Here is a 26,551-nt window from a genome sequence, read left to right as displayed (position 1 = left end):
GGCCATGAAATACGCCCCCAGCCACGAGCCCTGCCCGCTGCCCTTCTCGCCCTTCAAGAGCTGCACCGTGCCCCGGCCGATCGGCTGGCTGTCCAGCGTCTCGACGGCGGGCATCGAGAACATCGCGCCCTACAGTCAGTGGCAGAACCTCACCTTCGACCCGCCCATGGTGATGTTCGCCGCCAACCGCTACCCCGACGGGCGCCGCAAGGACACGGTGGTGAATGCCGAGGAGACCGGCTGGTTCGTCTGGAACATGGCGACCTACGCGCTCCGCGAGGCGGTGAACATCAGCGCCATGGCGCTGCCGCCGGAGGAAAGCGAGTTCGACCGGCTGGCGGTGACCAAGGTCTATGCCGGGAACGCGCCGATCCCGATGGTGGGGGAAAGCCCGGTGACGTTCGAGTGCCGCTATCTCAGCACCCATCACCTGCCCGGCAACTCGCCGGTGGGCAGCGTCGACGTGGTGTTCGCGCGGGTCGAGATGATCCACATCGACGACCGGGTGGTGCGGCCCGACGGCCGGCTCGACATCGAATCGATCCGCCCCATCGCCCGCATGGGCTATTTCGACTACGCCGTGATCGACAGCGTGTTCGAGATGCGGGTGCCCGGCTCCGACGCCGCCGCCCAGGCCGGGCTGGAAGGCCGCGCCGGCGGCTGAACGCGCCGCTGCCGGCAACAGGCTCCGCGCGCCCAGCGTGAACCGGCGCGCCGCGCGCCCGGCATGGAATGAACCCGGCCCGCCCCCGCGCCGTTGTGCCTCGCACAAGACGGAGGCGTGGATGACACAGGGACGGCATCAGGGACGGCGGGGCGGGCTCACCGCTTTCCTCGATCTCGCGGCGATCGGCACGGCGCTCACGCTGCTGGCGGGGTGGCGGGCCCGGCACGGCGCGGCCATGGAGGTCGGAGCCGAGGGCGAGAGCTTGTTCGGCCCCGGCGACACGGGCACCGCGCCCGGCCGTCGCCGCGCCATGCCCGCGCCGCGCGCCTTCCGGGGCCGGTCGCCGGCCGGCCATCCCGGCCTCGCCGCCGCCAGCCCGGCGGATATTCCCGCCCGTGGCTGGTGGGCGACGCTGCGGCGGGTGGCGCGGGAATTCAGCGAGGACCGGGTGCTGAGCCTCGCGGCGGGCGTCGCCTTCTACACCCTGCTGGCGGTGTTTCCCGCCATCGCCGCTTTCATCGCGCTCTACGGCCTGTTCTTCGATCCCTCGCAGGTGGAACGGCAGATCGACGCCGCGGTGTGGGTGCTGCCCGACGGCATGATCGAGGTGCTGCGCGAGCAGACCGGGCGGGTGCTGGCGCAGGAGCGGCAGACCCTCGGCCTCGGCTTCGGCATCGGCCTCGCGACCGCGCTGTGGAGCGCCAATGCCGGCACCAAGGCGCTGATCGAGGCGCTGAACATCGCCTATGAGGAGGAGGAGACCCGCTCCTTCCTCGGCCTCACCGCCACCAGCCTCGTGCTGACGCTGGGCGGCATCGTCATCGGCGTCGTCGCGCTGGCGGCGGTGGTGGCGCTGCCGGTGGCGCTGGAATTCCTGCATCTCGACAGCGGCACCGAGGGCATGATCGCGCTGCTGCGCTGGCCGGCGCTGGCGCTGCTCATCACCGGGCTGATCGCGCTGCTCTACCGATTCGGCCCCTGCCGGGCACCGGCGCGCTGGAGCTGGGTGAGCGGGGGCAGCCTTGCCGCGGCGGTGCTGTGGCTCGCGGTGTCCGCCGGCTTCTCCTGGTATGTCGGCCGATTCGGCAGCTACAACGAGACCTACGGCTCGCTCGGCGCGGTGATCGGCTTCATGACCTGGATCTGGCTGTCGGTGACGGTGGTGCTGCTCGGCGCCGAGCTGAATGCGGAGCTGGAACACCAGACCGCGCGCGACACCACCATCGGGCGGCCGCGGCCCCTGGGCCTGCGCGGTGCCGCCATGGCCGACAGGGTGGCCATCGGCGAATGACAGGCAGGCTATCAAGGGAAGGCGTGCATCGCGGCATCTGCCGCGGGCACGGCGGCGGCTGAGCCGCCGGCTTCGGAATGGTGGGCGCGACAGGGATTGAACCTGTGACCCCTACGATGTCAACGTAGTGCTCTCCCGCTGAGCTACGCGCCCATTCCGTTCGCCGTGAGCGGGGCACCCTATAGCGAACACCCCGCGCCGTTGCAAGGCGCCTCGTCGGTTCCGCCCGCCGCCTGTGGACGACAGGGCGGGAAAGGCCGCCGCGCCCCCTCAGGCCGCGAGCATCTTGCTGACCTCGGTGACGAGGTCGCGCAGGTGGAACGGCTTGGAGAGCACCTTGGAATCCTTCGGCGCCTGCGCGGCGGCGTTCAGCGCCACCGCGGCGAAACCGGTGATGAACATGACCTTGATGTCGGGATCGAGGTCGGTGGCGCGGCGGGCCAGCTCGATGCCGTCCATCTCCGGCATCACGATGTCGGTCAGCAGCAGGTCGAACGGCTCCTCGCGCATGCGGTCATAGGCGGAGCGGCCATTGTCGAACGCCACCACCTCATAGCCCGCATTGTTCAGGGCCTTGACCAGGAAGCGGCGCATGTCGCCGTCATCCTCGGCCAGCAGGATCTTCATCATCCCCATGAGAGCACTCCCGAGCGGTCGCGGAACGGGGGGCGCGACCATGACTTCGGCTGGTCGTAACACGAGAAGGTTACCGAACCCTGCCGCTGCGGTCGACTTAACTCGGGGCCGCCGCGGCGCTTTTGCCATCGACATTCCGTGCCCGCGACGCCCATGATATCAGCACCCTGGGCGCGGGCCGCGGCAGCGCCGCCTCAACCCACCAGCGAGCCCCGGCGCACCCGGAGCGCCGGACAAGGACGATCGCGGGCATCATGACTCCCGTCGTGGCGGAAACGGTGGATCCCTCCTACGAACTGGTCGAGCCGGCCGCCGCGCGTGCCCCGATTCTGTTCAATTCGCCGCATTCCGGCCTCGTCTACCCCCGCAGCTTCGTCGAGCAGGCCCGGCTCGACCTGCCGACGCTGCGCCGCTCGGAGGACAGCTTCGTCGACGAGCTGTTCCGCGACGTGGTGGGGCTCGGCCTGCCCTTCATGCGGGCGCATTTCCCGCGCTGCTATCTCGACCTCAACCGCGAGCCCTACGAGCTCGACCCGCGCATGTTCGAGGGCCGGCTGCCCGCCTTCGCCAACACCCGTTCGATGCGGGTCTCGGGCGGGCTGGGCACCATTGCCCGGATCGTCGGCGAATCGCAGGAGATCTACGGCCGCCGCATTCCGGTGGACGACGCGATCGAGCGGATCGAGGCGCTCTACAAGCCCTATCACCGCACGCTGCGGCGGATGATGGTGCAGATGCAGCGGGCGTTCGGCGTCGCGCTGCTGGTGGACTGCCACTCCATGCCCTCCAGCAACGGGCGGGACGAGCGGATGCGCACCGATATCGTGCTCGGCGACCGCTACGGCACGAGCTGCGCGCCCTTCGTCACCGACGCGCTGGAGCGCGAGCTCACCCGGCGCGGCTATGTCGTGGTGCGCAACAAGCCCTATGCCGGCGGCTTCATCACCGAGCATTACGGCAACCCCGCCTCCGGGATGCACGCCGTGCAGATTGAAATCAACCGCGCGCTCTACATGGACGAGCGCAGCTATGTGCCCTCCCCGCGCTTCGCGCAGGTCCGCGCCGACCTTCTGGCGGTGGCGCAGGAGCTGGCGGGGCTCGACCCGCAGGAGCTGGCGCCGCTCCGCACGGCGGCGGAATAGCCGCATATTTCAAGAGCTTGACCGGTCGACTGGAAATTTTGATCGATCGATGCGGGAAGCTGCACAAAGAGCCTTGCAATTTAGGAATGAGAGATATACGAATTCTGCACGCTCGGTTCTCCACCGAACCCTCCCCCTCGCATCTGCTGAGGATGAACCGCCGGAAGCTGCGGCCGGGAAGGAAAAGTCGACACCGAGCGGGCCCGCCTTGAGGCGCCGCTGTCAAACGAGCAAACCGGACCACGCCAAGGGATCCGGCCGGGGCAGAAAAGGGTGCTGAAAAGAAAGAGGCCGCTCACGCGAACGGAGCGGCCCAAGTCTAGGGAGGAAACGCCCAAGGAGGGCAGTACGGAGCGACGCCAATCGCTCGGTACGGGTATGAAGATGTCGGAGCATTGCGGAATAATCAAGGCACACCGCGTCCCGAACCTCGCAACCGATGTCTATCGACGCCGCATGTGACTTAATTGTCGCGTATGGGCCTGCCATGTGAGCCGAACGGAGCCTCGAAACCGGGCCCTTCGGCTTTTTTCTTGCGCCACGCCCCGCCATCTCCGTCGATGTACACGCCGGACTGCGACATGCCGCCTCACGTGGCAGCGGCCGATTCCGCCTGTTCCGCGGGCGATTTCGTCAGCTTTGCGCCCTGCCCCGGACCGGCCGAGGCCGAGCGCCACCCGGCCCGGACCGCCGGCGCGCTCCTTCGCCGTCACCCTGCGCAACGCGCGCCCGAGGCCGGACGTGAGCGGCCGTGATGGTCAAGCTGTTGGTGCAGATGAGGATTTTCCTGCCCGGAAAAGAAAAGGGGCCGCTCACGCAAGCGGAGCGGCCCAAGTCTAGGGAGGAAACGCCCAAGGAGGGCAGCGGGCAACGACGCCAATCGCGGCCCGCCCGATCTATATGCCCGTGCACCGCACAAAATGCAAGGCTCAAATGAAACAACCGAAACCCCTTCTCGCCATCGAAGGCGCATATCGCTTAATTCGCGTCATGAATGCGCATTGACGTAACGATAAGTTGAGGACCACCGACGGTGGCTTTTCCTGCCTGGGAAAAGGGTATGAGCATTTGCCCATGTCGCGAGCAGTCGCCCCAAAGCATCCGCGACCGTGGGCAAACCCCATCGCGACAGGCTGTAAAACCCTGTAAATTCAATGTTATTTGGCAGAGGGCGGCAGAAAAGAAAGGGGCCGCTCACGCGAACGGAGCGGCCCAAGTCTAGGGAGGAAACGCCCAAGGAGGGCGGCAGGAGCGACGCCAATCGCGTCCTGCACCGCAATAATATGGCAGGTGAGCTTCCCAATAGCAACTCCTGGGCATGCCCATTTATGCGTCAGCGGGCAAATGGCGGCCATGCAGAAATGCATAGCTCCGAAGCACCTCGCGGCACGGCTTCCCGCCGGATCGGCCGCGCCGGCCGCCGCACGCCGCGTCCCCGCGAGGCTGGTGCGACGGGGCGCACCCTGCCCGGCGGCGCTTGCCCGGGCCTGAAGCCGCAGGGTGCCCCGGCGCCGGCCCGCCGGCCACCCCCGCTCCCGCATTGCCGGAACCGTCAGCGCCCGATAAGGGAGGCGACGCGCCGCCGCGCAGAGGGGTCCGCCATGTCCGCCGTCGATTTCGAAGCCTTCGTCCACGAACTGGCCGACGTCTCCGGCCGGGCGATCCTGCCCTTCTTCCGCACCGCGCTCGGCGTGGAGGACAAGACCCGCGGCGCCGCCGCGTTCGATCCCGTCACCGCCGCCGACCGCGCGGCGGAGCAGGCGATGCGCTCGCTGATCCGCCGCAGCTTTCCCGGCCACGGCATCCGCGGCGAGGAATATGAGGACGAGCACCTCGACGCCGAATTCGTCTGGGTGCTGGACCCGATCGACGGCACCAAGTCGTTCATCGCCGGCATGCCGGCCTGGGGCACGCTGATCGGGCTCACCCGCCACGGCGCGCCCTGCTGGGGCATGATGCACCAGCCCTTCATCCGCGAGCGATTCTACGGCAATGGCGAGATCGCCCGCTACCGCGGCCCCGCCGGGGAGCGCCGCCTGATGGTGCGGCCCTGCGAGAGCCTCGCCGATGCCCTGCTCTTCACCACCAGCCCGCTGCTGATGGGCGAGGCCGACCGCGCCCGCTTTGTCACGGTGGAGAAGACCGTGCGGCTCTCGCGCTATGGCGGCGACTGCTACGGCTACTGCATGGTCGCCGCCGGCCATGTCGACCTCATCATCGAGACCAACCTGCAGGACCACGACATCGTGCCGCTGATTCCAGTGATCGAGGGCGCCGGCGGCATCGTGACGGACTGGGAGGGCAACCCCGCCACCGGCGGCGGCCGGGTGGTGGTGGCCGGCGACCGCCGCGTGCACGAGCAGGCGCTGGAGACGCTGGCGCGCGGCTGATGCCGCGGCCGTAAGTGTGGCCGCAGCCGCGCGGCCTCAGGCGGCGCGGCTGCCGGGAATGAAGGCGTCGAAGGCGGCGAGAAGCTGCTCGCGGTAGAGGTCGCGCTCCTGCAGCAGTTCGTGCCGCGCGCCGGGAATCACGATGTGGGCGCCGGCGATCAGCCGGGCGCCGAAATGCTCGATCGCCCGGGTGGAGACCACCCGGTCCGCCCCGGCCCCGACGATGAGCAGCGGCTGGCGGATCGCCCGCGCGGCGGCCGGGTCGGCCAGCCGGTCCATCAGGTCGAAGGCGGCACGGATCCAGCCGACCGTCGGCACCCCGACATCGAGCTCCGGGTGGGCCCGGGAGATGCCGACATTTCGGGCATAGCGCACCGGGTCGGAGGAGAGCCGGTTGCCGTCGAAGGGGGGATCGGCGGCATAGGCGCCGCGCCGTGCCGGCACGCCGAAGCGGTCCAGCCACAGGGCGGAGAGGCAGCGCGCGGTCGCCCGGGCGATGCGCGGCTGGCGGATCAGCGCGATCTGCAGCATCGGCGCGATGAGGAACTGCCGCTCGAACCACGCCCCGCCGAGCCGGGCATTGTCCAGCAGGATCGCCGCGCCCATGGAATGGGCGAGCGCGAAATGCGGCGCCGGGCAGTGCGGCACCACCACCTCGCGCATGAAGACCTCGAGATCGAGCTGGTAGTCGTCGAAACTGCCGACATGGCCCTTCACCGGGTCGCGCAGCAGCCGGCCGGAAGCGCCCTGCCCGCGCCAGTCCAGCGCGGCGACGCAGAAGCCGCGGCTGCGCAGGTTCTCCACGGTCTCGAAGTACTTCTCGATCTTCTCCCCCCGCCCCGGCAGCACGCACACCGTGCCACGCGTCGGCTCCGCCACCTCCCACCGGGCAAAGCGCAGCGCGACACCGTCGGCGGCGGTGAGGCGGCCGCAGATGGCGCCTTCGGGAACGGGATTGGACGGAGTGGCAAACAGCATGATGGCGGGTTCGGGAAGGTGCGGCGGCGTGCGGTGAGGGGGTGTGGGCGGGATGGCGGGCGGCCCAGAGCGATACACGCCCCGCCACGCCCTCACAAGGCGGCCACGGGGCGCGGTCAGTATCTCTTGTCGCCGAAGCCGATCACCTTCATGCCACTGATCGCCCCGGAGGCGCCGTCGACCACGAGCTGCACCCGCTCCCCGCGCGGCCCGTTGGCTTCCAGAATGATCATGGCGCCGCGCTGGCGGATGACCTCGATATTGGTGAAGCCGCGCCCGCGCAGCATGGTCACCGCGCCATCGGCGTCGAGCCCCTGCCGGGTCGCCCGGCCGGCCGGCGGTGCCTCGTAGGGGGCATAGGGCCCGGCGCCGGGCTGGCCCGGCTGCGGTGCCGGCGCCGCCATGCCGCCCCACGGCCCGCCAATGGTGATCCCGATGCCCTGGGCGCTCGCCGCCGGGCCGTTCATGCCGATCGCCAGCATGAAGAGCAGCACCGGGGCGTAGATCCGCATCGCCACCGTCGGGAAACCTCCCCAGCCTGCCCGCCCGGCGCCCGGAAGGCCGCGCCGCCCCGCCACCGCCCGGCAGCGGCGCGCGCCGGGCGGGAGGACCCAGGGAAATAAGGGGGCGGTGCGAATGAACATCATCCGAAGCCGGCGTTCATGCGCCGTTCATGAGGGAGGAAGGGGCGAGGCACGTCGACGGCCCGGAGCCGGCCTCGGCACATCGGCCGGCGCGGCCGGCGGGGCATTCCGGCGCAGCCGCCGGCGTGAAGATGCGCGGCATGGCCGGCGTGGACATGGCACATAGGTAAACCGCGCTGAATGGAAGCGGAAAGCCCCCTTCATCCCATGTTCATGGGTATGGCGCGGGCGTGGCGGGGCGCGGGCCGCGCTCCGGCCGGGGCAGAGACGGCGGAAACGGGGGCGTGCACGGGGGGCCGGGCGTGGGCGCGGGCGTGCCGGCGCGCGCCCTCTGGCCGCGCCCGCACATGCCCCACGACACAGCGGCGCGGCCCCCTCTTGCAGGCGAAAAATCCCTCACCATGTCAGGAACGCACCGGCCAGACGGCGGTGCAAGGCCCGGCCCGGCTCAGGAGAGCGGGCCGCGCGCATGTCGCTTCAAAGGAGGATATGCTTATGCGTACGTTCGATCTTTCGCCGCTCTATCGTTCCACCGTCGGCTTCGACCGGCTGTTCTCGCTGCTCGACCAGGTCGGCGGCGTCGATAACGGCACCACCTATCCCCCCTACAACATCGAGCGGACCGGCGAGAACGCCTACCGCATCACCGTGGCGGTGGCCGGCTTCTCCGAGCGGGAACTCGGCATCGAGGTGAAGGAGAACACCCTCACCATCCGCGGCGAGAAACAGGTGGCGGAAAAGTCCGCCGACGTGCTGTATCAGGGCATCGCCGCGCGCGCCTTCGAGCGCCGCTTCCAGCTTGCCGACCATGTCGAGATCCGCGGCGCCAGCCTCGAAAACGGGCTGCTGCATGTGGAGCTGGTCCGGCAGGTGCCGGAGGCGAAGAAGCCGCGCCAGATCCCGATCAGCACCGGCGCGGATGCGCCGGCGGCGGCCATCACCGACCGCGCGGCGGCCTGACCCGCCCGATGATGTGATCCACGGCGCAAGCGGCGCCGCGCGATCCGCCCACGGGGCGCCCCGGCCATGCCGGAGCGCCCTTTTTCATGCGCGCCTTCCGGTAACCCCCGTTCGCAGAGCCGCCATGTCCTGCGGCGCCGGCGTCGATGGGGCGTCGGCGCGGAAGGGCTGTCGGCGCACCTCCGCGCCCGCGCGCAGCCGGAGCCGATGCCTCAGTTCGGCAAGGCGGGATCGTTCGCCAGCACCGAGGCGGTGCCGGCGGAAACACCGCCATCGGGCGTGCCGGTACCGGCGCTGATACGGCCGGGCCGGGCTGGCTTCGGCGCTGCGGCCGCGCTGGCGGGCGGGTCGCTCTTGCCGGCGTCGGCGGCCGGAGCTTTGGCCGCATCCGTCTTGGCAGCATCCGGTTTGGCCGCATCCGGTTTGGCGGCGTCGGCGGCCGGCGTCGGCGCGGCCGCGCCGGGAACCGCGACACCGGGAATCACCCGCACCGGCGCGGCGCCATCCACCGGCGCGGCGGCCGGCGGATTGGCGGCGACCCGGGCATCCTCAGCCGGCGCCGGGGGCGTGGCGGTGGCGGCCGTAGCGGGGTTGGCGGTGGCGGGCGCCTCGGCCGCGCTCGCGGACGAAGCCGCGCTCGCGGACGCCGCGTCGCCCGTGCCGCTCTCGGTGGAGGCGGGCGCGGCGGCATCGCGCTCCGGCGGGGCCGGCCGGGGCGTCGGGATGGCCGCGGCTTTAGGCCGCTGCGGCGGCGGCGCGGCGGCGGGCGGCATGCCCGGCACCATGCCGGGCGGCACCGGCGCGGCGTAGCGCTGGCCGGGCAAGGGTCGCACCGAGATCACCTCGCCGCTCAGCGCGTCGATGCGCAGGCGCACACGGGTGCCGTCGACGTCGGTGGCGTCGGCGATGTAGTCGTCCCCCACCTGCCGCACCCCGGACACGCCGAGATAGCCGAGCGAGCGCAGCATCGCCCGCACATCCTGAATCGGCAGGGCCGGCGGCGGGCCGTAGCGGCGTTCGTAATAGGGCGGCGGGGCCTGATAATAGGGCTGATAGTACTGCGCCTGCGCGGGCGCCGACAGCAGCAGGGGCGCGAGCACGGCAAGCCCGCCGCTGAAAGAGGCGACGTTCGCCGCGCCGCCGACGGCGGCGGCCAGGCCTGCAACGCCGCCGAGGGCGCGCACGGCCGCACCGCCCACGCGCAGCGGCTTTCGGAGGACAGCGGAGGCAAGCGGAAGCGGCATGGGGTTCTCTCGCGATGGCCGGACGCCCGTGCGCACGTTAGACCCGGTGAATGCGGCACCTCTGAGACGCGCCGGCACGCCGCGCCGCTACGTCAACCGCGTCCCCGGCCCACGGCGCCCGCAACATCCGCCAGCGACGGGCGCGGGCACCGCAACGGCGCGCCCGCAAACGCCGGAGCATGGCCCCGGGGCGCGGCTGGCGCCGGCACGGGCAAGCGCGCCGCTCGACCTTGAGACGACGTCCCTCGCGCAAGGGAATACCCGCCCTTCGCCGCCCGCCCGGCTCCCGCCGCCGCGTTTTCGCCCCGATCCGGCCGGCTGCCCCCGGTGCCGGCCCCGCAACGGCGTTGCGCTTCGGTGCAGCACGCCTTACCGTTCGTTTCGCGGCGCATGCCGCTCCCGCAACAAGCGTGAAGAAGAACCGGCCCCACCGGGGGTGCGACGCTTGTGCGGAACCGTGAATTCTGGCATCTTCGCGATTGATAGGGCAGTCTTACTGTCCTATATGGGGAGCACGGCGGCGGCAGGTCGGGAACGGCGCCGTAGCCGATCTGAAAACCGCCTTCAGCCGCCGGGCCCGGCCCATCGCGGGGGAGGCTTCTGGGAGATACGGGCATGAGCGAGCAATTCGGCGGCACTGCCGCGCGGAACGTCGGCGAGGGTGCGGTGCGTCCGGCCACGACGGATCGCGCCTCCGTCAAAGCCGCCCATGCCGGGGAGCGGCCGGCCGGCCTCGCCCACGGGCTGCCGGACGCGACCGGCCTCTACGACCCCCGCAACGAGAAGGACAGCTGCGGCGTCGGCTTCATCGCCGACATCAAGGGCCGCAAGTCGCACAAGATCGTGCAGGACGGCCTGCAGATCCTGCTGAACCTCGAACACCGCGGCGCGGTGGGCGCCGACCCGCGCGCCGGCGACGGCGCGGGCATGCTGGTGCAGATCCCGCACCGGTTCTTCGCCAAGGAAGCCGCCAAGCTCGGCTTCGAGCTGCCCGAGCCCGGCCAGTACGCGGTCGGTCACATCTTCCTGCCGCGCGACGCCGAGGGTCAGGCCATCGTGCGCGAGACCTTCGAGCGCGTGGTGGCGGACGAGGGCCAGGTGCTGCTCGGCTGGCGCGACGTGCCGACCGACAACGCCTCGCTCGGCCACACCGTGCTGCCGACCGAGCCGCGCCATGTCCAGGTCTTCGTCGGCCGGGGCGAGGCGAACCAGAGCGAGGACGCCTTCGAGCGCCGGCTGTTCGTGCTGCGCAAGGCGGTGTCGAACGCGGTGTATGCCGCGCGCGACCCCCGCACCGCGGGCTATTACGTCGTGTCGCTGTCCTGCCGGACCATCGTCTACAAGGGCATGTTCAACGCCGACCAGCTCGGCGCCTATTACGCCGACCTGCACGACCCCGACTTCGAGAGCGCGGTCGCGCTGGTGCACCAGCGCTTCTCCACCAACACCTTCCCGGCGTGGTCGCTGGCCCATCCCTACCGGATGGTCGCGCACAACGGCGAGATCAACACGCTGCGCGGCAACGTGAACTGGATGGCGGCCCGCCAGGCCTCCGTCGACAGCGAGCTGTTCGGCAACGACATCTCCAAGCTCTGGCCCATCTCCTATGAGGGCCAGTCCGACACCGCGTGCTTCGACAACGCGCTGGAATTCCTCACCCAGGGCGGCTACGCCCTGCCCCACGCGGCGATGATGCTGGTGCCCGAGGCGTGGGCCGGCAACCCGCTGATGGACGAGGAGCGCCGCGCCTTCTACGAGTACCACGCCGCGCTGATGGAGCCGTGGGACGGCCCGGCCGCGATCGTCGCGACCGACGGCCGCCAGATCGTCGCCACGCTGGACCGCAACGGCCTGCGGCCGGCGCGCTACCTCGTCACCTCCGACGACACCATCGTGCTCGCCTCGGAAATGGGCGTGCTCACCTTCCCGGAAGAGAAGATCGTCACCAAGTGGCGGCTCCAGCCGGGCAAGATGCTGCTCGTCGACATGGTGGAAGGCCGGCTGGTCCCCGACGAGGAGATCAAGACCAGCCTCGCCCGCGCGCATCCCTACAAGGACTGGCTGAAGCGCACCCAGCTCGTGCTGGAGGACCTGCGTCCCGTCGAGGCGCGCGAGGTGCGCACCGACGTGTCGCTGCTCGACCGCCAGCAGGCCTTCGGCTACACCCAGGAAGACCTCAAGCTGCTCATGGCCCCCATGGCCACGACCGGCCAGGAGGCGGTCGGCTCCATGGGCACCGACACGCCCATCTCGCCGCTCTCGCGCAAGTCGAAGCTGCTCTACACCTATTTCAAGCAGAACTTCGCCCAGGTCACCAACCCGCCGATCGACCCGATCCGCGAGGAGCTGGTGATGAGCCTCGTCTCCTTCATCGGGCCGCGGCCGAACATCTTTGACCTGGAAGGCAACGCCCGCCGCAAGCGGCTGGAGGTGCGCCAGCCCATCCTGACCAATGGCGATCTCGAGAAGATCCGCTCCATCGGCTTCATGGAAGAGCGGTTCGACACCCGCACGCTCGACATCACCTACCCCTCCGACAAGGGGGCGGCGGGCATGGAAGGCGCGGTCGAGCGGCTCTGCGAGCGCGCCGAGGCCGCGGTCCATGGCGGCTACAACATCATCATCCTGTCCGACCGGCTGGTCGGCCCGGACCGCATCGCCATTCCCGCGCTGCTGGCCACCGCCGCCGTGCACCATCACCTCATCCGCAAGGGCCTGCGCACCGCCGCCGGCCTGGTGGTGGAGACGGGCGAGGCGCGCGAGGTGCACCACTTCGCCTGCCTCGCCGGCTATGGCGCGGAAGCGATCAACCCCTATCTCGCCTTCGAGACCCTCGCCGACATGAAGAGCGAGTTCCCGGAGGAGGTCTCCGACGACGAGATCGTCAAGCGCTTCATCAAGTCGGTCGACAAGGGTCTGCTGAAGATCATGTCGAAGATGGGCATCTCGACCTACCAGTCCTATTGCGGCGCCCAGATCTTCGACGCGGTCGGCCTCGCCTCCGAACTGGTCGAGCAGTACTTCACCGGCACCGCCTCCTCGATCGGCGGCATCGGGCTGGCGGAAATCGCGGAAGAGACCGCGATGCGCCACCGCGACGCCTTCGGCAACGCCCCGGTCTACCGCACCTCGCTCGACGTCGGCGGCGAATACGCCTTCCGCCTGCGCGGCGAGGAGCACGCCTGGGACCCGGAGACCGTCGCCATCCTCCAGCACGCGGTGCGCGGCAACGCGCAGGACAAGTACCGCACCTTCGCCCGGCTGGTGAACGACCAGAGCCGCAAGACCCTCGCCATCCGCGCGCTGTTCCGCATCCGCGACGCGGCCGAGATCGGCCATAGCCCGATCCCGCTGGCGGAGGTCGAGCCGGCCAGCGCCATCGTGCGCCGCTTCGTCACCGGCGCGATGTCGTTCGGCTCCATCTCGCGCGAGGCGCACACCACGCTCGCGATCGCGATGAACCGGATCGGCGGCAAGTCCAACACTGGCGAGGGCGGCGAGGAATCCTCGCGCTACCGGCCGCTGGCCAATGGCGACAGCCTGCGCTCGGCGATCAAGCAGGTGGCCTCGGGCCGCTTCGGCGTGACGGCGGAATATCTCGTCAACGCCGACATGATCCAGATCAAGATGGCGCAGGGTGCCAAGCCCGGCGAAGGCGGCCAGCTGCCCGGCCACAAGGTGGACGCGGTCATCGCCAAGGTGCGCCACTCCACCCCCGGCGTCGGCCTCATCTCGCCGCCGCCGCACCACGACATCTACTCGATCGAGGACCTGGCCCAGCTCATCTTCGACCTGAAGAACGTGAACCCCGCGGCGGACATCTCGGTGAAGCTGGTGTCCGAGGTGGGCGTCGGCACCGTGGCCGCCGGCGTCGCCAAGGCGCGGGCCGACCACATCACGGTTTCCGGCTTCGAGGGCGGCACCGGGGCGTCCCCGCTCACCGCCATCAAGCATGCCGGCTCGCCGTGGGAGATCGGCCTTGCCGAGGCGCACCAGACGCTGACGCTGAACGGGCTGCGCGGGCGCATCGCCCTGCAGGTCGACGGCGGCCTGCGCACCGGGCGCGACGTGGTGATCGGCGCGCTGCTGGGGGCGGACGACTTCGCCTTCTCCACCGCCCCGCTCATCGCGGCCGGCTGCATCATGATGCGCAAGTGCCACCTCAACACCTGCCCGGTCGGCGTCGCCACCCAGGACCCGGTGCTGCGCAAGCGCTTCAAGGGCACGCCCGAGCACGTCATCAACTACTTCTTCTTCGTCGCCGAGGAAGTGCGCGAGCTGATGGCCGAGCTCGGGGTCGCGACCTTCGACCAGCTCATCGGCCGTTCCGACTGGCTGGACCAGCAGGAGGCGCTGGACCACTGGAAGGCGAAGGGGCTGGATTTCAGCCGCATCTTCGCCAAGCCGCAGGTTGGCCCGGAGGTGGCGATCCGCCACAGCGAGCGGCAGAACCACCCGATCGCCAACGTGCTCGACCGCAAGCTGATCGAGGCCGCCCTCCCCGCGCTGGAGCGCGAGGAGCCGGTGGTGATCGAGACGCCGATCAAGAGCATCGACCGCTCGGTCGGCGCCATGCTCTCGGGCGAGGTGGCCAAGCGCTATGGCGAGGCCGGTCTGCCGGACGACACGATCGACATCCGCCTCACCGGCACCGCCGGCCAGGCCTTCGGCGCCTTCCTCGCGCAGGGCGTCTCGATGACGCTGGTGGGCGAGGCCAACGACTATGTCGGCAAGGGCCTGTCGGGTGGGCGCATCGTCGTCCGGCCGCCGGAGAACGCCGCCATCGTGCCGGAGCACTCGATCATCGTCGGCAACACCGTGCTCTACGGCGCCACCTCGGGCGAGTGCTACTTCCGCGGCGTCGCGGGCGAGCGCTTCGCGGTGCGCAATTCCGGCGCGATCGCCGTGGCGGAAGGGACCGGCGACCATGGCTGCGAATACATGACCGGCGGCGTGGTGGTGATCATCGGCCAGACCGGGCGCAACTTCGCGGCCGGCATGTCCGGCGGCGTGGCCTATGTGCTGGACGAGGACGGCAGCTTCAAGAAGCGCTGCAACCTCTCCATGGTGGATCTGGAGCCGGTCGAGGAGGAGGAGGACCTGCTGGAACGCCTCCACCACCATGGCGGCGACCTCGAGTTCAAGGGCCGCATCGACATCGGCGACATGGGCCATGGCGACGAGGAGCGTCTGCACCAGATCATCGCCAAGCACCTGCACTACACCGGCTCCAGCCGCGCCCAGACCATCCTCGACAACTGGCCGGAATATCGCGGCCGGTTCGTCAAGGTGATGCCGGTGGAATACCGGCGGGCGCTGCGGGAGATGGAAAAGGCCCGCGGCCTGCAGGCGGCGGAATAGCCGGCCAGGGCCGCCGCGCCGGGATGCGGCGGCCCCGTCCCGCGACGTGACGAGGACAGCCGCGTCGACGGCCGCCGGCCTGCCGGCGGCGGAGCGTGTGTGGCGCGGCGGGGTGCCGCGCCACGTTTCCCAACTGGCATGATTGATGTATCAGGCACCGAGGTGGAATGCCTCCAGGGTGGCGGTGTTCTGCGGAAGAGGGCGCGATGGGTAAGGTTACCGGTTTTCTCGAAATCGATCGGCGTGAGGCCAAGTATCAGCCGGCTTCCGATCGGATTCGCCATTTCCGTGAGTTCACGCTTCCGCTGCCCGACAGCGAGGTCGCCAACCAGGCCTCGCGCTGCATGGACTGCGGCATTCCGTTCTGCCACGGCCCCAATGGCTGCCCGGTCCACAACCAGATCCCGGACTGGAACGACCTCGTCTATGCCGGCAACTGGGAGGAGGCGGCGCGCAACCTGCACTCCACCAACAATTTTCCCGAGTTCACCGGCCGCGTCTGTCCCGCCCCCTGCGAGGAAGCCTGCACGCTGAACCTCGAGGATGTGCCGGTCACCATCAAGACCGTCGAGCAGGCCATCGCCGACAAGGCGTGGAAGATGGGCTGGATCAAGCCGGAGCCCGCGGCGCAGAAGACCGGCCGCAAGGTCGCGGTCATCGGCTCCGGCCCCGCCGGCCTCGCCGCCGCCCAGCAGCTCGGCCGCGCCGGCCACGAGGTCCATGTGTTCGAGCGCGAGCCCAAGGCCGGCGGCCTGCTGCGCTACGGCATTCCCGACTTCAAGATGGAGAAGCACTACATCGACCGCCGCGTGGCGCAGATGGAGGGCGAAGGCGTCACCTTCCACTACGGCGTGAATGTCGGCGTCACCAAGCCGTTCCAGGAGCTGCTGGACGGCTTCGACGCGGTGCTGCTGTGTGGCGGCTCGGAAAAGCCGCGCGACCCCCGGCTGCCCGGCCAGGAACTGGACGGCGTGCACTACGCCATGCCCTATCTGGTGCAGCAGAACCGCCGCATCGGCCATGAGGACGTCAGCCACGAGACGCCGATCCTCGCCGCCGGCCGCCATGTCGTCGTCATCGGCGGCGGCGACACCGCCTCGGACTGCGTCGGCACCGCCTTCCGGCAGGGCGCGCTCTCGGTTCACCAGCTCGACATCCGCCCGGTGCCGCCGGCGAAGGAGGACAAGCTGGCGGTGTGGCCGTACTGGCCGACCAAGTTCCGCACCTCCTCCAGCCAGGCCGAGGGCGCCGAGCGCGAATTCGCCGCCGCCACGCTCGGCATCGCCGGCAAGAAGGGCCGCGTGATCGGGGTGAACTGCGCCCGCGTCGACGCCAAGCGCCAGCCCATTCCCGGCACCGAGTTCCAGATCAAGGCCGATCTCGTCTTCATCGCGCTCGGCTTCGTCCACCCGCTGCATGAGGGCCTGCTGCAGCAGGCCGGCGCCGGGCTCGACGGGCGCGGCAATGTCGCGGCCAGTGACCACGACTACCAGACCTCGGTGCCGAAGCTGTTCGCCGCCGGCGACATGCGGCGCGGCCAGTCGCTGGTGGTGTGGGCGATCCGCGAGGGCCGCCAGGCCGCCGCCTCGGTGGACACCTTCCTGATGGGCTCCACCGTCCTGCCGCGCTGAGGCCCGGCCGGATCACGCGGCGCGGGGATGCACGTGCTCCCCGCCGCCCGACAGCGATGATGCTGCCGGCGCGACATCGGCCGGCCGCCACCTGCATGCGACCGTCCATGACCGACGACACCGCCGCCTTCGACCGCGCCGCCCTCGTCCCGGAGCTGCTGGTCAGCGATCTCGCCGCCAGCCTCGCCTTCTGGTGCGGGCTGTGCGGCTTCGCCATCGCCTATGCCCGGCCGGAGGACGCCTTCGCCTATCTCAGCCGCGAGGGCGCCGAGCTGATGCTGGAGCAGCGCGGCGAGGGCCGGCAGTGGGTCACCGGCCCGCTGGAAACGCCGTTCGGCCGGGGCATCAACTTCCAGATCGCGGTCAGCGCCACCGCGCCGATCCTCGCCGCGCTGGCGGCCGCCGGCTGGCCGCTCCACATGGCGCCGGAAGACAAATGGTACCGCCGCAGCGCGGACGAGGTCGGCGTCCGTCAGTTCCTGGTGCAGGACCCCGACGGTTACCTCATCCGTTTTTCCGAAGGGCTGGGCACCCGGCCGCTGGGTACCCTGCCGCCGAGCGCCTGACGTCGCGCCGGTCACGCGGCATGCCGGCCCGCGCCGGCCCGTTCAGGGCGCGGTGCCGGTGCCGGCGGAGGGCGCGGTCAGCGGGATCGTGCCGCCCGAGGCGGTGCGCCGCTCCGGCGCGCGCTGGAAGGCCGGCGGCACCGGCACCGGGGCGATGAGATCATCCGCCGCCGGCGGGCTGACGAGCGCGGTCGGGCCCGGCGCGGCGGGCGCCGCCACGCCGGGGGATGCTGCGGCCGACGCGGGCGACGTCGCACCCGCCGGAGGTCCGGCGACCGAGGCGGGCGCGGCCGACAACCGCCCGGCCGGGTCGAGCGCGGCCTTCGGGCCGGCCGGTGCGGCGGACGGCGCCGCGGCCGGGGATGCTCCCGGCGGCGGCGACGAGGGCGAGGACGGCGAGACGGCCGCCGGGGATGGCGGCACTGCCGGTGACGGCGGACTCGCCGCTCCGCCGGTTATGGCGGCCCCGCCGGTCGCGGCCGTCGAGCCCGTGCCGCCGGTGGCCGGGCCGGAAGCGCCGGCGGGCGCGGCACCCTCAGCCGGGGCCGCCACGCCGGGAGAAGGCGGCGCCGCCGCGTTCGCCGCCGGCCAGCGGAAATCATCGGCCCGCCCGGCCACCAGCGGCAGCGGGTCGCCCTGCTTCAGCGTGCGCATGGCGAGCGCGGCGCTGCCCTCCGGCGCGGGTGCCGGCGCCGCGCCGGGACCGCCCGCCAGTTCCTTCGCACCCGTGCCCGCCCCGGTGAGCTGGATGATGGCCGGCGGACCCGCCGGGGACGCGGCCGGCAGCGGCAGGCCGGCGGCGGGAGCGCCCTCCCCGCCCAGCAGCTTGCCGATCGCCCGGTCCACGAAGAAGCCGAGCTTGCGCCCGCCGGAACGGGTGAAGCCGACGCCGTCGGCGGTGCGCAGCCGCCGGCGCTGGCCGTCCACCGCCGGGCCGGAGACGAGGTACTTGCCGTTCTCGTCGACGAAGCCGTCCCACACATCGATATAGGTGAGGCCGGCTCGGGCCGTGCGCTCCTCCAGCAGGGCGTTGAAGCGGCTGTTGAGCTCGCTCGCGCGGCTGTCGCGCTGGGGGGCGAGGCCCACCACCGCGACCGGCCGGCCGGTGGCCTTGAGCCGCATCAGGAAATCGTCGAGGCGGCGGCCATAGACCTCGCGCCAGCGCTCGTCGAGCACCCGGGAATCGTCGCCCGCCCCGTCCAGCGGCCGCAGGTCGTTCTGCCCGATCATCACCACGATGGCGGTGGGCTGCTCGGCGCGTGCGAGGTCGGGCGCGGCGGCCAGCCAGTCGAAGCCGCCCGGCAGCAGCCCGGAGCCGTCCTGCTCATTGCCGATGACCGCGATGGTGGAGCGGTCGGGCGCGAACATGTCGGCGAGGCCCTGCGCCAGCGTGCCGGCATACTGGTCGCCGAGCACCAGCACCGAGGCGGTGATCTGCTTCTCCGCGTCCTTGCGGGCCGCCTCCAGCGAGCCATACACCGCGCCGCGCGGCTCGGCCGGGCCTTCCGGCGCGGGCTTGGCGACACGCGGGCGGGCCGGCTCGTCCGTGGCCGGCGGCAGCTCGCGCGGGGCCCGGCGGGCGGCGTCGCCATCGGGCGGGGCGGGCTCGAACAGGCCGAAGAAGGGAAAGAGCGGGCGCCAGCGCTGTTCCTGCTGCGGCGGCGGGGCGGAGCGCTGCGGCGCCGGGCGGGCGGCCTGGCGCGGCTGGCCCTGGCTCTGGGCCGGCGGGCGCGTCGGCTGGCGGGCGGGCGCGCTGGAGGAGCCGACATCGGCCGGCGGGCGGAACCAGTCCTGCTGCGCCAGCGCGGGCGAGACCAGCGGCGCCCCGAGCAGCGCCCAGCACAGGGCAGCGAGGCCGGCCAGCCCGCGCAGGAGAACCCCGCGCAGGAGAGCCCCGGCACCGGCCCCAAGCCGCCCGGCGCCGGAGGGCGCACGCGCGCGCGCCGGCGCAGGGCGCGCCGGGCGGTTCTGGCCTCGGGGGCTCGGCTGTTCCGGCATGGGTCGCCCCGCGGGATGTCGATGCGTCAGCGGTGCCTCAGGAACGCGGCCGATTCAAGACCCCGCCCGACACCACCGGGCCGGTGGGGTGCTCACAGCCGGGCCTGCTGCACCCCGGCGGAGGCGGCGCGCATGCGGTCCAGCACCGCGACATCGGGCAGGCCGTCCGGCACCATGCCGGCGCGGGCCTGGAAATCGCGCACCGCGACGCGGGTCTTGAGCCCCATCACCCCGTCCGGCGTGCCGACATCATAGCCCATGGCGGCGAGCCGCTGCTGCAGCTCGATGCGCTCGGCCCGCGCCAGCGGGCGCTGGTCGGCCGGCCAGGGGTGCACGAAGGGCTCGCCGCCGCGGATGCGGTCGGCCAGATGGCCGATGGCGAGCGCATAGGCGTCGGCGGGGTTGTAGCTCAGCAGCGCCTTGAAATTGCCGGTCATCAGGAAGGCGGGGCCTTCCGCGCCGGCGGGCAGCAGGAGATAGGCGGTCTCCGCCCCATTGGCGAAGGGCCGGCCCGCCACCCGGCGGACGCCGAGCGCCGACCATTCGGCCATCGGCTTCACCACGTTCTTGTCGGCGAGCAGATAGTTGAAGCCGCGCGGCAGCTCCACCTCATAGCCCCAGCTCCGCCCGGCCACCCAGCCGCCGCGCTTCAGCTTGGCGGCGGTGGAGCCCATGGCGTCGGCCACCGAATCCACCACGTTGCGGTGGCCGTCGCCGTCGAAATCCACCGCGTCGCGCTGGAAGGCGGTGGGCATGAACTGGGTGAGCCCGAACGCCCCGGCCCAGGAGCCGCGCAGATGGCTCTCGGGAATGTCGCCGCGGTCGACGATCTGCAGCGCGGCGATGAACTCGTCGGCGAAATAGGCCTTGCGCCGGCCGACGCAGGCCAGCGTCGCGGTGGCCTCGATCACGGAGTAGGAGCCGCGGGCATTGCCGTAATTGGTCTCGATGCCCCAGATCGCGGCAACGGCGTATTTGTCGACGCCATAGGTCCGCTCCACCGCGTCGAACACCGCCGCGTTCTGCGCCATCGCCTCGCGGCCGCGCTGGATGCGGGTCTCCGACACCAGCATCTCGACATAATCGCCGGTGGACCGGGAGAATTCCGGCTGGGTCTCCAGCTTCGACATGATGCTCATGTCGGGCTTGAGGCCGGCGGTGTAGCGGCGCACCCCGGCGGCGGAAACCCCGCGCGCCTGCGCCCGCTGGCCGAGCTCGGCGAGACAGCGCGGGAAATTGGCCTCGTCGGCGGCGAGCGCGGCCGGCGTCATGGCGGGGTGGGACGAGCGCACCGGCGCGGCGGCGGGCCGGGCGGCCACGGCCTGGCGGGCGGCCGGCCTGGCGGGGCGCTCGGGCGCGGCAAGCGCGCCGGTGAAGTCCGGCCCGGCCGAACAGCCGGCTAGGCCGAATCCCGACGCCAGAAGCAGCGCGAAGACGGGGAGCACCCCCGCCCTGCCGTTCGCTCGATTACGCATGAACCCATCCCGTGCGAGTGGCTGGGTCCATTTACGCCCCGTCATCGTTGAAACGGCCTTAACGCTTCGACGTTAGGACGAGGCCCGACTGTGTGCAGTGCCGCAAAAGACGATTGTTCAACGCCGCCGCGGCCGGCTAGTCTGATGACAGGCAAACGATATCAACGCTGGAGACCGCATGGCAGGCCGGGCCCGACGCGTGACCCGCCCTCCGGGATCACGTAGGGTACGCTTCACGATCCTGTCATCATTCCGGCCCAGGAGCCCGTCTGCCGGTTCGCCCGGCTGTTCTCCCGCCGTCCCACCACTTCCTCCTTCGCAACGTGGCGTCTCTCCCCATGGCAAGCCCTATCCGTAAAGCGATCCTCCCCGTCGCCGGCCTCGGCACCCGCTTCCTGCCGGCCACCAAGGCCGTGCCGAAGGAAATGCTGACCGTGGTCGACCGCCCCGTGGTCCAGCACGTGGTCGACGAGGCGCGCGCCGCCGGCATCGAGCACATCGTCTTCGTCACCGGCCGCAACAAGGGCGTCATCGAGGACCATTTCGACCGCCAGTACGAGCTGGAGGCGACGCTTGCCGAGCGCGGCAAGCACCAGCTTCTCGACGTGCTGCGGGAAGAGACCCTCGGCCCGGGCAAGACCAGCTTCACCCGCCAGCAGCTCCCGCTCGGCCTCGGCCACGCGGTATGGTGCGCCCGCGACATCATCGGCAACGAGCCCTTCGCCCTGCTGCTGCCCGACATGCTGCACAAGCCGCGCAACGGCAAGGGCTGCCTCGCCCGCATGGTCGAGGCCTACCAGAAGACCGGCGGCGGCAACCACATCGCGGTCTACGAGGTCCCGCGCGAACAGACCGACCAGTACGGCATCGTCGGCCAGGGCGAGCAGATCGCCGACGGCGTGCACCGCATCGCCCGCATGGTCGAAAAGCCGAAGAAGGAGGTGGCGCCCTCCAACCTCGCCATTTCCGGCCGCTACATCCTGCAGCCGGAGATCTTCGAGCTGCTGGCCAGCCAGGAGCGCGGCGCCGGCAACGAGATCCAGCTCACCGACTCCATGCTGAAGCTGGCGAAGAAGCAGGACTTCTACAGCGTCACCTTCGACGGCTCGATCTACGATTGCGGCTCGAAGCTCGGCTTCCTCATGGCGAATGTCGCCTATGCGCTGGCCCGGCCGGACATCGCGGAGACCTTCCTGCCGGAGCTGCACGCGCTGCTGGCGCAGGCGTGAGGCCGGCGCGGCCGGCCGAGCCCGGCCGCCACCGCCTGCCAGAGACAGAAACAGAAACGGCGCGGCCCTGGGGCCGCGCCGTTGTCGTCTCGGGAACGGGAGGCGGCGCTCAGGCCGCCTCTTCCACCGGGTGGACGGTGTCGAACAGCAGCTCGCCCGCCCCCAGCTCCACCCGCACCGTGTCGCCGTCCTTCACCGTGCCGGCGAGGATGCGGCCCGCAAGCGGGTCCTGCAGCAGCTTCTGGATCACCCGCTTCAGCGGACGGGCGCCATAGGCGGGGTCGTAGCCCTTCTCGGCGATGAAGGCGCGCGCCTCCGGCGTCAGCTCGATGACGATCTTGCGCTCCTCCAGCAGCTTGCGCAGCCGGGCCATCTGGATGTCGACGATGGCGCCCATCTGCTCGCGCCGCAGCCGGTGGAACAGCACGATCTCGTCGACGCGGTTGAGGAACTCGGGCCGGAAATGCCCGCGCACCACCGCCATCACCTCCTCGCGCACCGCCTCGCTGTCGTCGCCGTCGCGCTGGTTCACCAGATAGTCCGAACCGAGGTTCGAGGTCATGATGATCAGCGTGTTGCGGAAGTCGACCGTGCGGCCCTGGCCGTCGGTGAGGCGGCCATCGTCCAGCACCTGCAGCAGGACGTTGAACACGTCCGGGTGCGCCTTCTCGATCTCGTCGAACAGCACCACCTGATAGGGCCGGCGCCGCACCGCCTCGGTCAGCGCGCCGCCCTCCTCATAGCCGACATAGCCCGGAGGCGCGCCGATGAGGCGGGAGACCGCGTGCTTCTCCATGTATTCCGACATGTCGATGCGCACGAGCGCGGTGTCGTCGTCGAACAGGAAGGCGGCCAGCGCCTTGGTCAGCTCGGTCTTGCCGACGCCGGTGGGGCCGAGGAACATGAAGGAGCCGATCGGCCGGTTGGGGTCCTGCAGCCCGGCCCTTGCGCGGCGCACCGCGGTCGAGACGGCCTCCACGGCCTCCGCCTGCCCCACCACACGGGAGGAGAGCACCTCCTCCATGCGCAGCAGCTTGTCCTTCTCGCCCTCCAGCATCTTATCCACCGGCACGCCGGTCCAGCGCGAGACGACGCCGGCGATGTGGTCGGGCGTCACCGCCTCTTCCATCATCGTGCCCGCGCCAGCGCCCGCACCCTTGCGGCCGTCCTGCGCCTCGATGGCGGCGAGCTTCTTCTCCAGCGCCGGAATGGTGCCATAGGCCAGCTCGCCGGCCTTCTGGTACTCGCCGCTGCGCTGGGCGATGGCAAGGTCGGCGCGGGCCTTCTCCAGGTCGCTCTTCAGCTTCTGGGCGTCGCCGAGCTTCTCCTTCTCCGCCTTCCAGCGCGAGGTGATGGAGGCCGAGCGCTCCTCGAGGTCGGCCAGCTCCTTCTCCAGCTTCTTCAGCCGGTCGCGGGAGCCGGCGTCGCTCTCCTTCTTCAGCGCCTCCTGCTCGATGCGCAGGCGCACGATCTCGCGGTCGATGGAATCGAGCTCCTCCGGCTTGGAATCGACCTGCATGCGCAGCCGCGAGGCCGCCTCGTCGACGAGGTCGATCGCCTTGTCGGGCAGGAAGCGGTCGGTGATGTAGCGGTTGGACAGCGTCGCCGCCGCCACCAGCGCGGAATCGGTGATGCGCACGCCGTGGTGCAGCTCGTACTTCTCCTTGATGCCGCGCAGGATGGAGACGGTATCCTCCACCGTCGGCTCGCTGACGAAGACCGGCTGGAAGCGGCGGGCGAGCGCGGCGTCCTTCTCGACGTGCTTGCGGTATTCCTCCAGCGTGGTCGCGCCGACGCAGTGCAGCTCGCCGCGCGCCAGCGCGGGCTTCAGCAGGTTGGAGGCGTCCATCGCGCCGTCGGTCTTGCCGGCGCCGACCAGCGTGTGCATCTCGTCGATGAACAGGATGATGCCGCCTTCCGCGGCCTCGACCTCGGAGAGCACGGCCTTCAGCCGCTCCTCGAACTCGCCACGGTATTTCGCCCCGGCGATGAGCGAGCCCATGTCGAGCGCCAGCAGGCTCTTGTCCTTCAGGCTCTCGGGCACGTCGCCATCGACGATGCGCAGGGCGAGGCCCTCGACGATCGCGGTCTTGCCGACGCCCGGCTCGCCGATCAGCACCGGGTTGTTCTTGGTGCGGCGGGAGAGAACCTGAATGGTGCGGCGAATCTCCTCGTCGCGGCCGATGACCGGGTCGAGCTTGCCCTCGCGCGCCGCGGCGGTGAGGTCGCGGGCGTATTTCTTCAGCGCGTCATAGGCATTCTCGGCGGTGGCGCTGTCGGCGGTGCGGCCCTTGCGCAGCTCCTCGATGGCGGCGTTCAGCTTCTGCGGCGTCACGCCCGCCTTGGCGAGGGTGCGGCCGGCGTCGCTGTCCTTTTCCAGCGCCAGCGCGAGCAGCATGCGCTCGACCGTGACATAGCCGTCGCCAGCCTTCTTCGCCGCCTTCTCCGCGGCCTCGAAGACGCGCGCGGTGGCGGGCGCGAGATAGACCTGCCCGGCGCCCGAGCCCTGCACCTTCGGCAGCTTGGCGAGCGACGCCTCGGTTTCCGCCAGCACGAGCCGCGGATCGGCGTCGGCACGGCGGATCAGGCCGGCGCACAGGCCTTCCGGGTCGTCGAGCAGCACCTTCAGGAGATGGTCGGGCGTGAACTGCTGGTGCCCCTCGCGCAGCGCCAGCGCCTGCGCCGACTGGACGAAACCGCGAGCCCGTTCGGTATAGATGTCGAAATTCATGTGCCTGCCTCCTGGCCCCCCGCCCGCCCTCCCCGAGGCGCGAGCGGTCATGCGGGACGAACGGCGCCCGTATCCCGGCCGCCGCGGCAGGCCCCCTCAGGCAGCCCGCCGCTTCCTCATGTAGTGTGGCTTTGAGGCAACGGAAGAGCCTTGACCCCGATCAACCGCACTTTGTGCGCGGTGGCCCGCCGGTCAGGCCGGCGCGCCGCCGGCGGGCAGCCCCGGCGCCGGCGTGCCACCCTTGCGTGCGCCGCCCGGACAGCCGCCGATCACATAGGCGCCGGCCGCCAGCGCCGCCACGCCGCCCAGCACGAGGAAGGCGGCGGGATAGCTGATCTCCTGCGCCGCCATGCCGCCCAGCGTGGTGGAGAGCGAGGCGCCCACCCCCTGCGCGGTCATCACGAAGCCGAGGCCGAGATTGAAGCGGCCGGAGCCGGCGAGGATGCGGGCGACGACGCCGGGCGTCGCCACCCCGAGCAGGCCGGCGCCCACCCCGTCCAGCATCTGCACCGGGATCACCCCCCAATAAGCGTCATGATACACCGCCGCGGCGGCGATCACCCCGCGCAGCGGCAGGGCGACCAGCGCCAGCAGCAGCACCAGACGGTAGCCCCGCTTCTCCGCGAGCCGGGCCGCCAGCAGCGCCATCGGGATCATGGTGGCCTGCGCCACCACCACGGTGAGCGCGGTGAACACGCTGGGATCGGCGCCCGCGCGCGCCACCATCGCCTGGCCGAACAGCGGCAGCATCGCCCCGTTGCCGAGGTGGAACAGCGCGAAGGTGACGGCGGCGGTGATCAGCGCCGGCTCGCGCAAAAGCGTGCCGATGCCCTCGCGCCCGGCGGGGGAGCCGGCCCCGGCGGGGGCGGCGCCGCGCGCGGCCTCGTGGTCGATGGCGGCGGGCGGAATCATCAGCACCGACAGCGCCGCGAACAGCGCCATCCCGGCCATCAGCGCGAACACCGCCGGCAGACCGAACCACCAGCCGAGCCCGCCGGCCAGCACCGCGGCGAGGATGTTGCCGCCGTGGTTGAACGCCTCGTTCACCCCGAGCTGGCGGTCGAAGCCGGCGGGGCCGACGAGGCCGAGGGTGAGGCCGGCGATGGCCGGCAGCAGCACCGCGGCGGCGATGCCGTTCACCGCCTGCGCCACCGCCACCACCGGAAAGTCCGGCATCAGCAGGATGGCGAAGGAGGCGGCGATGACCACCGCCGAACCGGCGACGATGATGCCCCGCTTGGCCCGGCTGGCATCCACCAGCGCGCCCATCGGCATGGTCGCCAGCATGCCGGCGAGCCCGCCAATGGTCATGACGAGGCCGATCTCCGAGGGCTGCCACTGCCTCTGCTGCAGGAACACGCCGAGGAACGGGCCAAGCCCGTCGCGGACATCGGAGAGGAACAGGTTCACCGCCGCCAGCGCGGCGAGCGGGGTCAGCACGGCGGCGGAGCGGGTCGCGGAGGCGCGCATGAAGGAGGTCCCGGCTGGTGAAATCGCACCGTACAAGCCGGAACACGTCACCGCAGTTCCGGGATCGGCCGGCGCCTTGCCGCTTTCTTCGCCGCTGACGCAGCGGCCCCGCCGGCTCCTGCCGGTGAGGCGCCCGCC

General features: G+C 71.1%; 17 protein-coding genes and 1 tRNA gene. 9 read left to right on the top strand and 9 right to left on the bottom strand.

Annotated elements, in window-relative coordinates; genetic code table 11:
• The first annotated feature begins 4 nt into the window (after positions 1-4).
• Together KHC27_RS19645 and KHC27_RS19640 are read left to right on the top strand one after the other, a co-directional pair.
• Positions 5-664, top strand: coding sequence for a flavin reductase family protein (locus KHC27_RS19645; protein WP_213341401.1), 660 nt, complete (start codon positions 5-7; stop codon positions 662-664).
• Between the two features lie 121 nt (positions 665-785).
• On the top strand, positions 786-1,958 hold the full coding sequence (locus KHC27_RS19640) for a YihY/virulence factor BrkB family protein (RefSeq protein ID WP_246520094.1): 1,173 nt from the start codon (positions 786-788) through the stop codon (positions 1,956-1,958).
• Positions 1,959-2,036: 78 nt separating this feature from the next.
• Here the strand turns inward: KHC27_RS19640 and KHC27_RS19635 are convergent.
• Positions 2,037-2,111, bottom strand: a tRNA-Val gene (locus KHC27_RS19635).
• A gap of 117 nt (positions 2,112-2,228) precedes the next feature.
• The gene (gene cpdR / locus KHC27_RS19630) at positions 2,229-2,585 is read right to left on the bottom strand and encodes a cell cycle two-component system response regulator CpdR (RefSeq protein ID WP_281417112.1); all 357 of its coding nucleotides are present in this window, start codon (positions 2,583-2,585) and stop codon (positions 2,229-2,231) included.
• A gap of 263 nt (positions 2,586-2,848) precedes the next feature.
• Here cpdR and KHC27_RS19625 point away from each other — a divergent pair, with 263 nt between their 5' ends.
• Positions 2,849-3,736 carry an N-formylglutamate amidohydrolase gene (locus tag KHC27_RS19625; RefSeq protein ID WP_213341398.1) on the top strand — a complete coding sequence of 296 codons (888 nt, stop codon included), beginning with the start codon at positions 2,849-2,851 and terminating at the stop codon, positions 3,734-3,736.
• Between the two features lie 1,601 nt (positions 3,737-5,337).
• Complete coding sequence (gene hisN / locus KHC27_RS19620) at positions 5,338-6,126, top strand: histidinol-phosphatase (protein ID WP_213341396.1); 789 nt, start codon at positions 5,338-5,340, stop codon at positions 6,124-6,126.
• A gap of 36 nt (positions 6,127-6,162) precedes the next feature.
• Here hisN and KHC27_RS19615 read toward each other — a convergent pair whose 3' ends face one another.
• A complete protein-coding gene (locus KHC27_RS19615) occupies positions 6,163-7,104 on the bottom strand; it encodes an alpha/beta fold hydrolase (protein WP_213341394.1) in 942 nt (313 codons plus the stop codon).
• 116 nt (positions 7,105-7,220) lie between these two features.
• Positions 7,221-7,616 carry a hypothetical protein gene (locus tag KHC27_RS21785; RefSeq protein ID WP_246520112.1) on the bottom strand — a complete coding sequence of 132 codons (396 nt, stop codon included), beginning with the start codon at positions 7,614-7,616 and terminating at the stop codon, positions 7,221-7,223.
• 627 nt (positions 7,617-8,243) lie between these two features.
• Here KHC27_RS21785 and KHC27_RS19605 point away from each other — a divergent pair.
• Positions 8,244-8,708 (top strand): Hsp20 family protein, encoded by a 465-nt coding sequence (locus tag KHC27_RS19605; RefSeq protein WP_213341391.1) that lies wholly within the window; start codon positions 8,244-8,246, stop codon positions 8,706-8,708.
• Between the two features lie 212 nt (positions 8,709-8,920).
• Here KHC27_RS19605 and KHC27_RS19600 read toward each other — a convergent pair whose 3' ends face one another.
• Positions 8,921-10,030: a hypothetical protein gene (locus KHC27_RS19600; RefSeq protein WP_213341388.1), complete on the bottom strand. Its 1,110-nt coding sequence runs from the start codon at positions 10,028-10,030 to the stop codon at positions 8,921-8,923.
• Positions 10,031-10,567: 537 nt separating this feature from the next.
• Between KHC27_RS19600 and gltB the strand changes: the two genes are divergently transcribed.
• The 3 genes from gltB (at position 10,568) to KHC27_RS19585 (ending at position 17,510) form a co-directional block, all read left to right on the top strand.
• Entirely contained in the window at positions 10,568-15,313 is a 4,746-nt protein-coding gene (gltB, locus tag KHC27_RS19595) for a glutamate synthase large subunit (protein WP_213341385.1), read from the top strand.
• A gap of 206 nt (positions 15,314-15,519) precedes the next feature.
• On the top strand, positions 15,520-16,944 hold the full coding sequence (locus tag KHC27_RS19590) for a glutamate synthase subunit beta (protein WP_213341382.1): 1,425 nt from the start codon (positions 15,520-15,522) through the stop codon (positions 16,942-16,944).
• A gap of 107 nt (positions 16,945-17,051) precedes the next feature.
• A complete protein-coding gene (locus KHC27_RS19585; protein ID WP_213341380.1) occupies positions 17,052-17,510 on the top strand; it encodes a bleomycin resistance protein in 459 nt (152 codons plus the stop codon).
• A 42-nt stretch (positions 17,511-17,552) separates the two neighbouring features.
• On the opposite strand, the gene KHC27_RS19580 is transcribed toward KHC27_RS19585, so the two are convergent.
• Together KHC27_RS19580 and KHC27_RS19575 are read right to left on the bottom strand one after the other, a co-directional pair.
• Complete coding sequence (locus KHC27_RS19580) at positions 17,553-19,508, bottom strand: SGNH/GDSL hydrolase family protein (RefSeq protein WP_213341378.1); 1,956 nt, start codon at positions 19,506-19,508, stop codon at positions 17,553-17,555.
• Positions 19,509-19,600: 92 nt separating this feature from the next.
• Positions 19,601-20,983 carry a lytic murein transglycosylase gene (locus tag KHC27_RS19575; RefSeq protein ID WP_213341376.1) on the bottom strand — a complete coding sequence of 461 codons (1,383 nt, stop codon included), beginning with the start codon at positions 20,981-20,983 and terminating at the stop codon, positions 19,601-19,603.
• 338 nt (positions 20,984-21,321) lie between these two features.
• On the opposite strand from KHC27_RS19575, the gene galU reads away from it, so the two are divergent.
• Complete coding sequence (gene galU, locus KHC27_RS19570; RefSeq protein WP_213341374.1) at positions 21,322-22,212, top strand: UTP--glucose-1-phosphate uridylyltransferase GalU; 891 nt, start codon at positions 21,322-21,324, stop codon at positions 22,210-22,212.
• A gap of 109 nt (positions 22,213-22,321) precedes the next feature.
• Here galU and clpB read toward each other — a convergent pair whose 3' ends face one another.
• Both clpB and KHC27_RS19560 read right to left on the bottom strand, forming a co-directional pair.
• The gene (gene clpB / locus KHC27_RS19565) at positions 22,322-24,943 is read right to left on the bottom strand and encodes an ATP-dependent chaperone ClpB (RefSeq protein WP_213341372.1); all 2,622 of its coding nucleotides are present in this window, start codon (positions 24,941-24,943) and stop codon (positions 22,322-22,324) included.
• 192 nt (positions 24,944-25,135) lie between these two features.
• Positions 25,136-26,413 (bottom strand): MFS transporter, encoded by a 1,278-nt coding sequence (locus KHC27_RS19560; RefSeq protein WP_213341370.1) that lies wholly within the window; start codon positions 26,411-26,413, stop codon positions 25,136-25,138.
• Positions 26,414-26,551 lie beyond the last annotated feature (138 nt).

It is taken from the genome of Ancylobacter lacus (genome assembly GCF_018390635.1).
Classification (GTDB): domain Bacteria; phylum Pseudomonadota; class Alphaproteobacteria; order Rhizobiales; family Xanthobacteraceae; genus Ancylobacter; species Ancylobacter lacus.
This window is presented reverse-complemented; position numbering and strand designations above follow the sequence as displayed.

Bases quoted from the DNA above. Each gene is read 5' to 3' on its own strand.
- KHC27_RS19645 (WP_213341401.1), top strand. From the start codon at position 5: ATGAAATACGCCCCCAGCCACGAGCCCTGCCCGCTGCCCTTCTCGCCC.
- KHC27_RS19640 (WP_246520094.1), top strand. From the start codon at position 786: ATGACACAGGGACGGCATCAGGGACGGCGGGGCGGGCTCACCGCTTTC.
- cpdR (WP_281417112.1), bottom strand. From the start codon at position 2,585: ATGAAGATCCTGCTGGCCGAGGATGACGGCGACATGCGCCGCTTCCTG.
- KHC27_RS19625 (WP_213341398.1), top strand. From the start codon at position 2,849: ATGACTCCCGTCGTGGCGGAAACGGTGGATCCCTCCTACGAACTGGTC.
- hisN (WP_213341396.1), top strand. From the start codon at position 5,338: ATGTCCGCCGTCGATTTCGAAGCCTTCGTCCACGAACTGGCCGACGTC.
- KHC27_RS19615 (WP_213341394.1), bottom strand. From the start codon at position 7,104: ATGCTGTTTGCCACTCCGTCCAATCCCGTTCCCGAAGGCGCCATCTGC.
- KHC27_RS21785 (WP_246520112.1), bottom strand. From the start codon at position 7,616: ATGCGGATCTACGCCCCGGTGCTGCTCTTCATGCTGGCGATCGGCATG.
- KHC27_RS19605 (WP_213341391.1), top strand. From the start codon at position 8,244: ATGCGTACGTTCGATCTTTCGCCGCTCTATCGTTCCACCGTCGGCTTC.
- gltB (WP_213341385.1), top strand. From the start codon at position 10,568: ATGAGCGAGCAATTCGGCGGCACTGCCGCGCGGAACGTCGGCGAGGGT.
- KHC27_RS19590 (WP_213341382.1), top strand. From the start codon at position 15,520: ATGGGTAAGGTTACCGGTTTTCTCGAAATCGATCGGCGTGAGGCCAAG.
- KHC27_RS19585 (WP_213341380.1), top strand. From the start codon at position 17,052: ATGACCGACGACACCGCCGCCTTCGACCGCGCCGCCCTCGTCCCGGAG.
- KHC27_RS19580 (WP_213341378.1), bottom strand. From the start codon at position 19,508: ATGCCGGAACAGCCGAGCCCCCGAGGCCAGAACCGCCCGGCGCGCCCT.
- KHC27_RS19575 (WP_213341376.1), bottom strand. From the start codon at position 20,983: ATGCGTAATCGAGCGAACGGCAGGGCGGGGGTGCTCCCCGTCTTCGCG.
- galU (WP_213341374.1), top strand. From the start codon at position 21,322: ATGGCAAGCCCTATCCGTAAAGCGATCCTCCCCGTCGCCGGCCTCGGC.
- clpB (WP_213341372.1), bottom strand. From the start codon at position 24,943: ATGAATTTCGACATCTATACCGAACGGGCTCGCGGTTTCGTCCAGTCG.
- KHC27_RS19560 (WP_213341370.1), bottom strand. From the start codon at position 26,413: ATGCGCGCCTCCGCGACCCGCTCCGCCGCCGTGCTGACCCCGCTCGCC.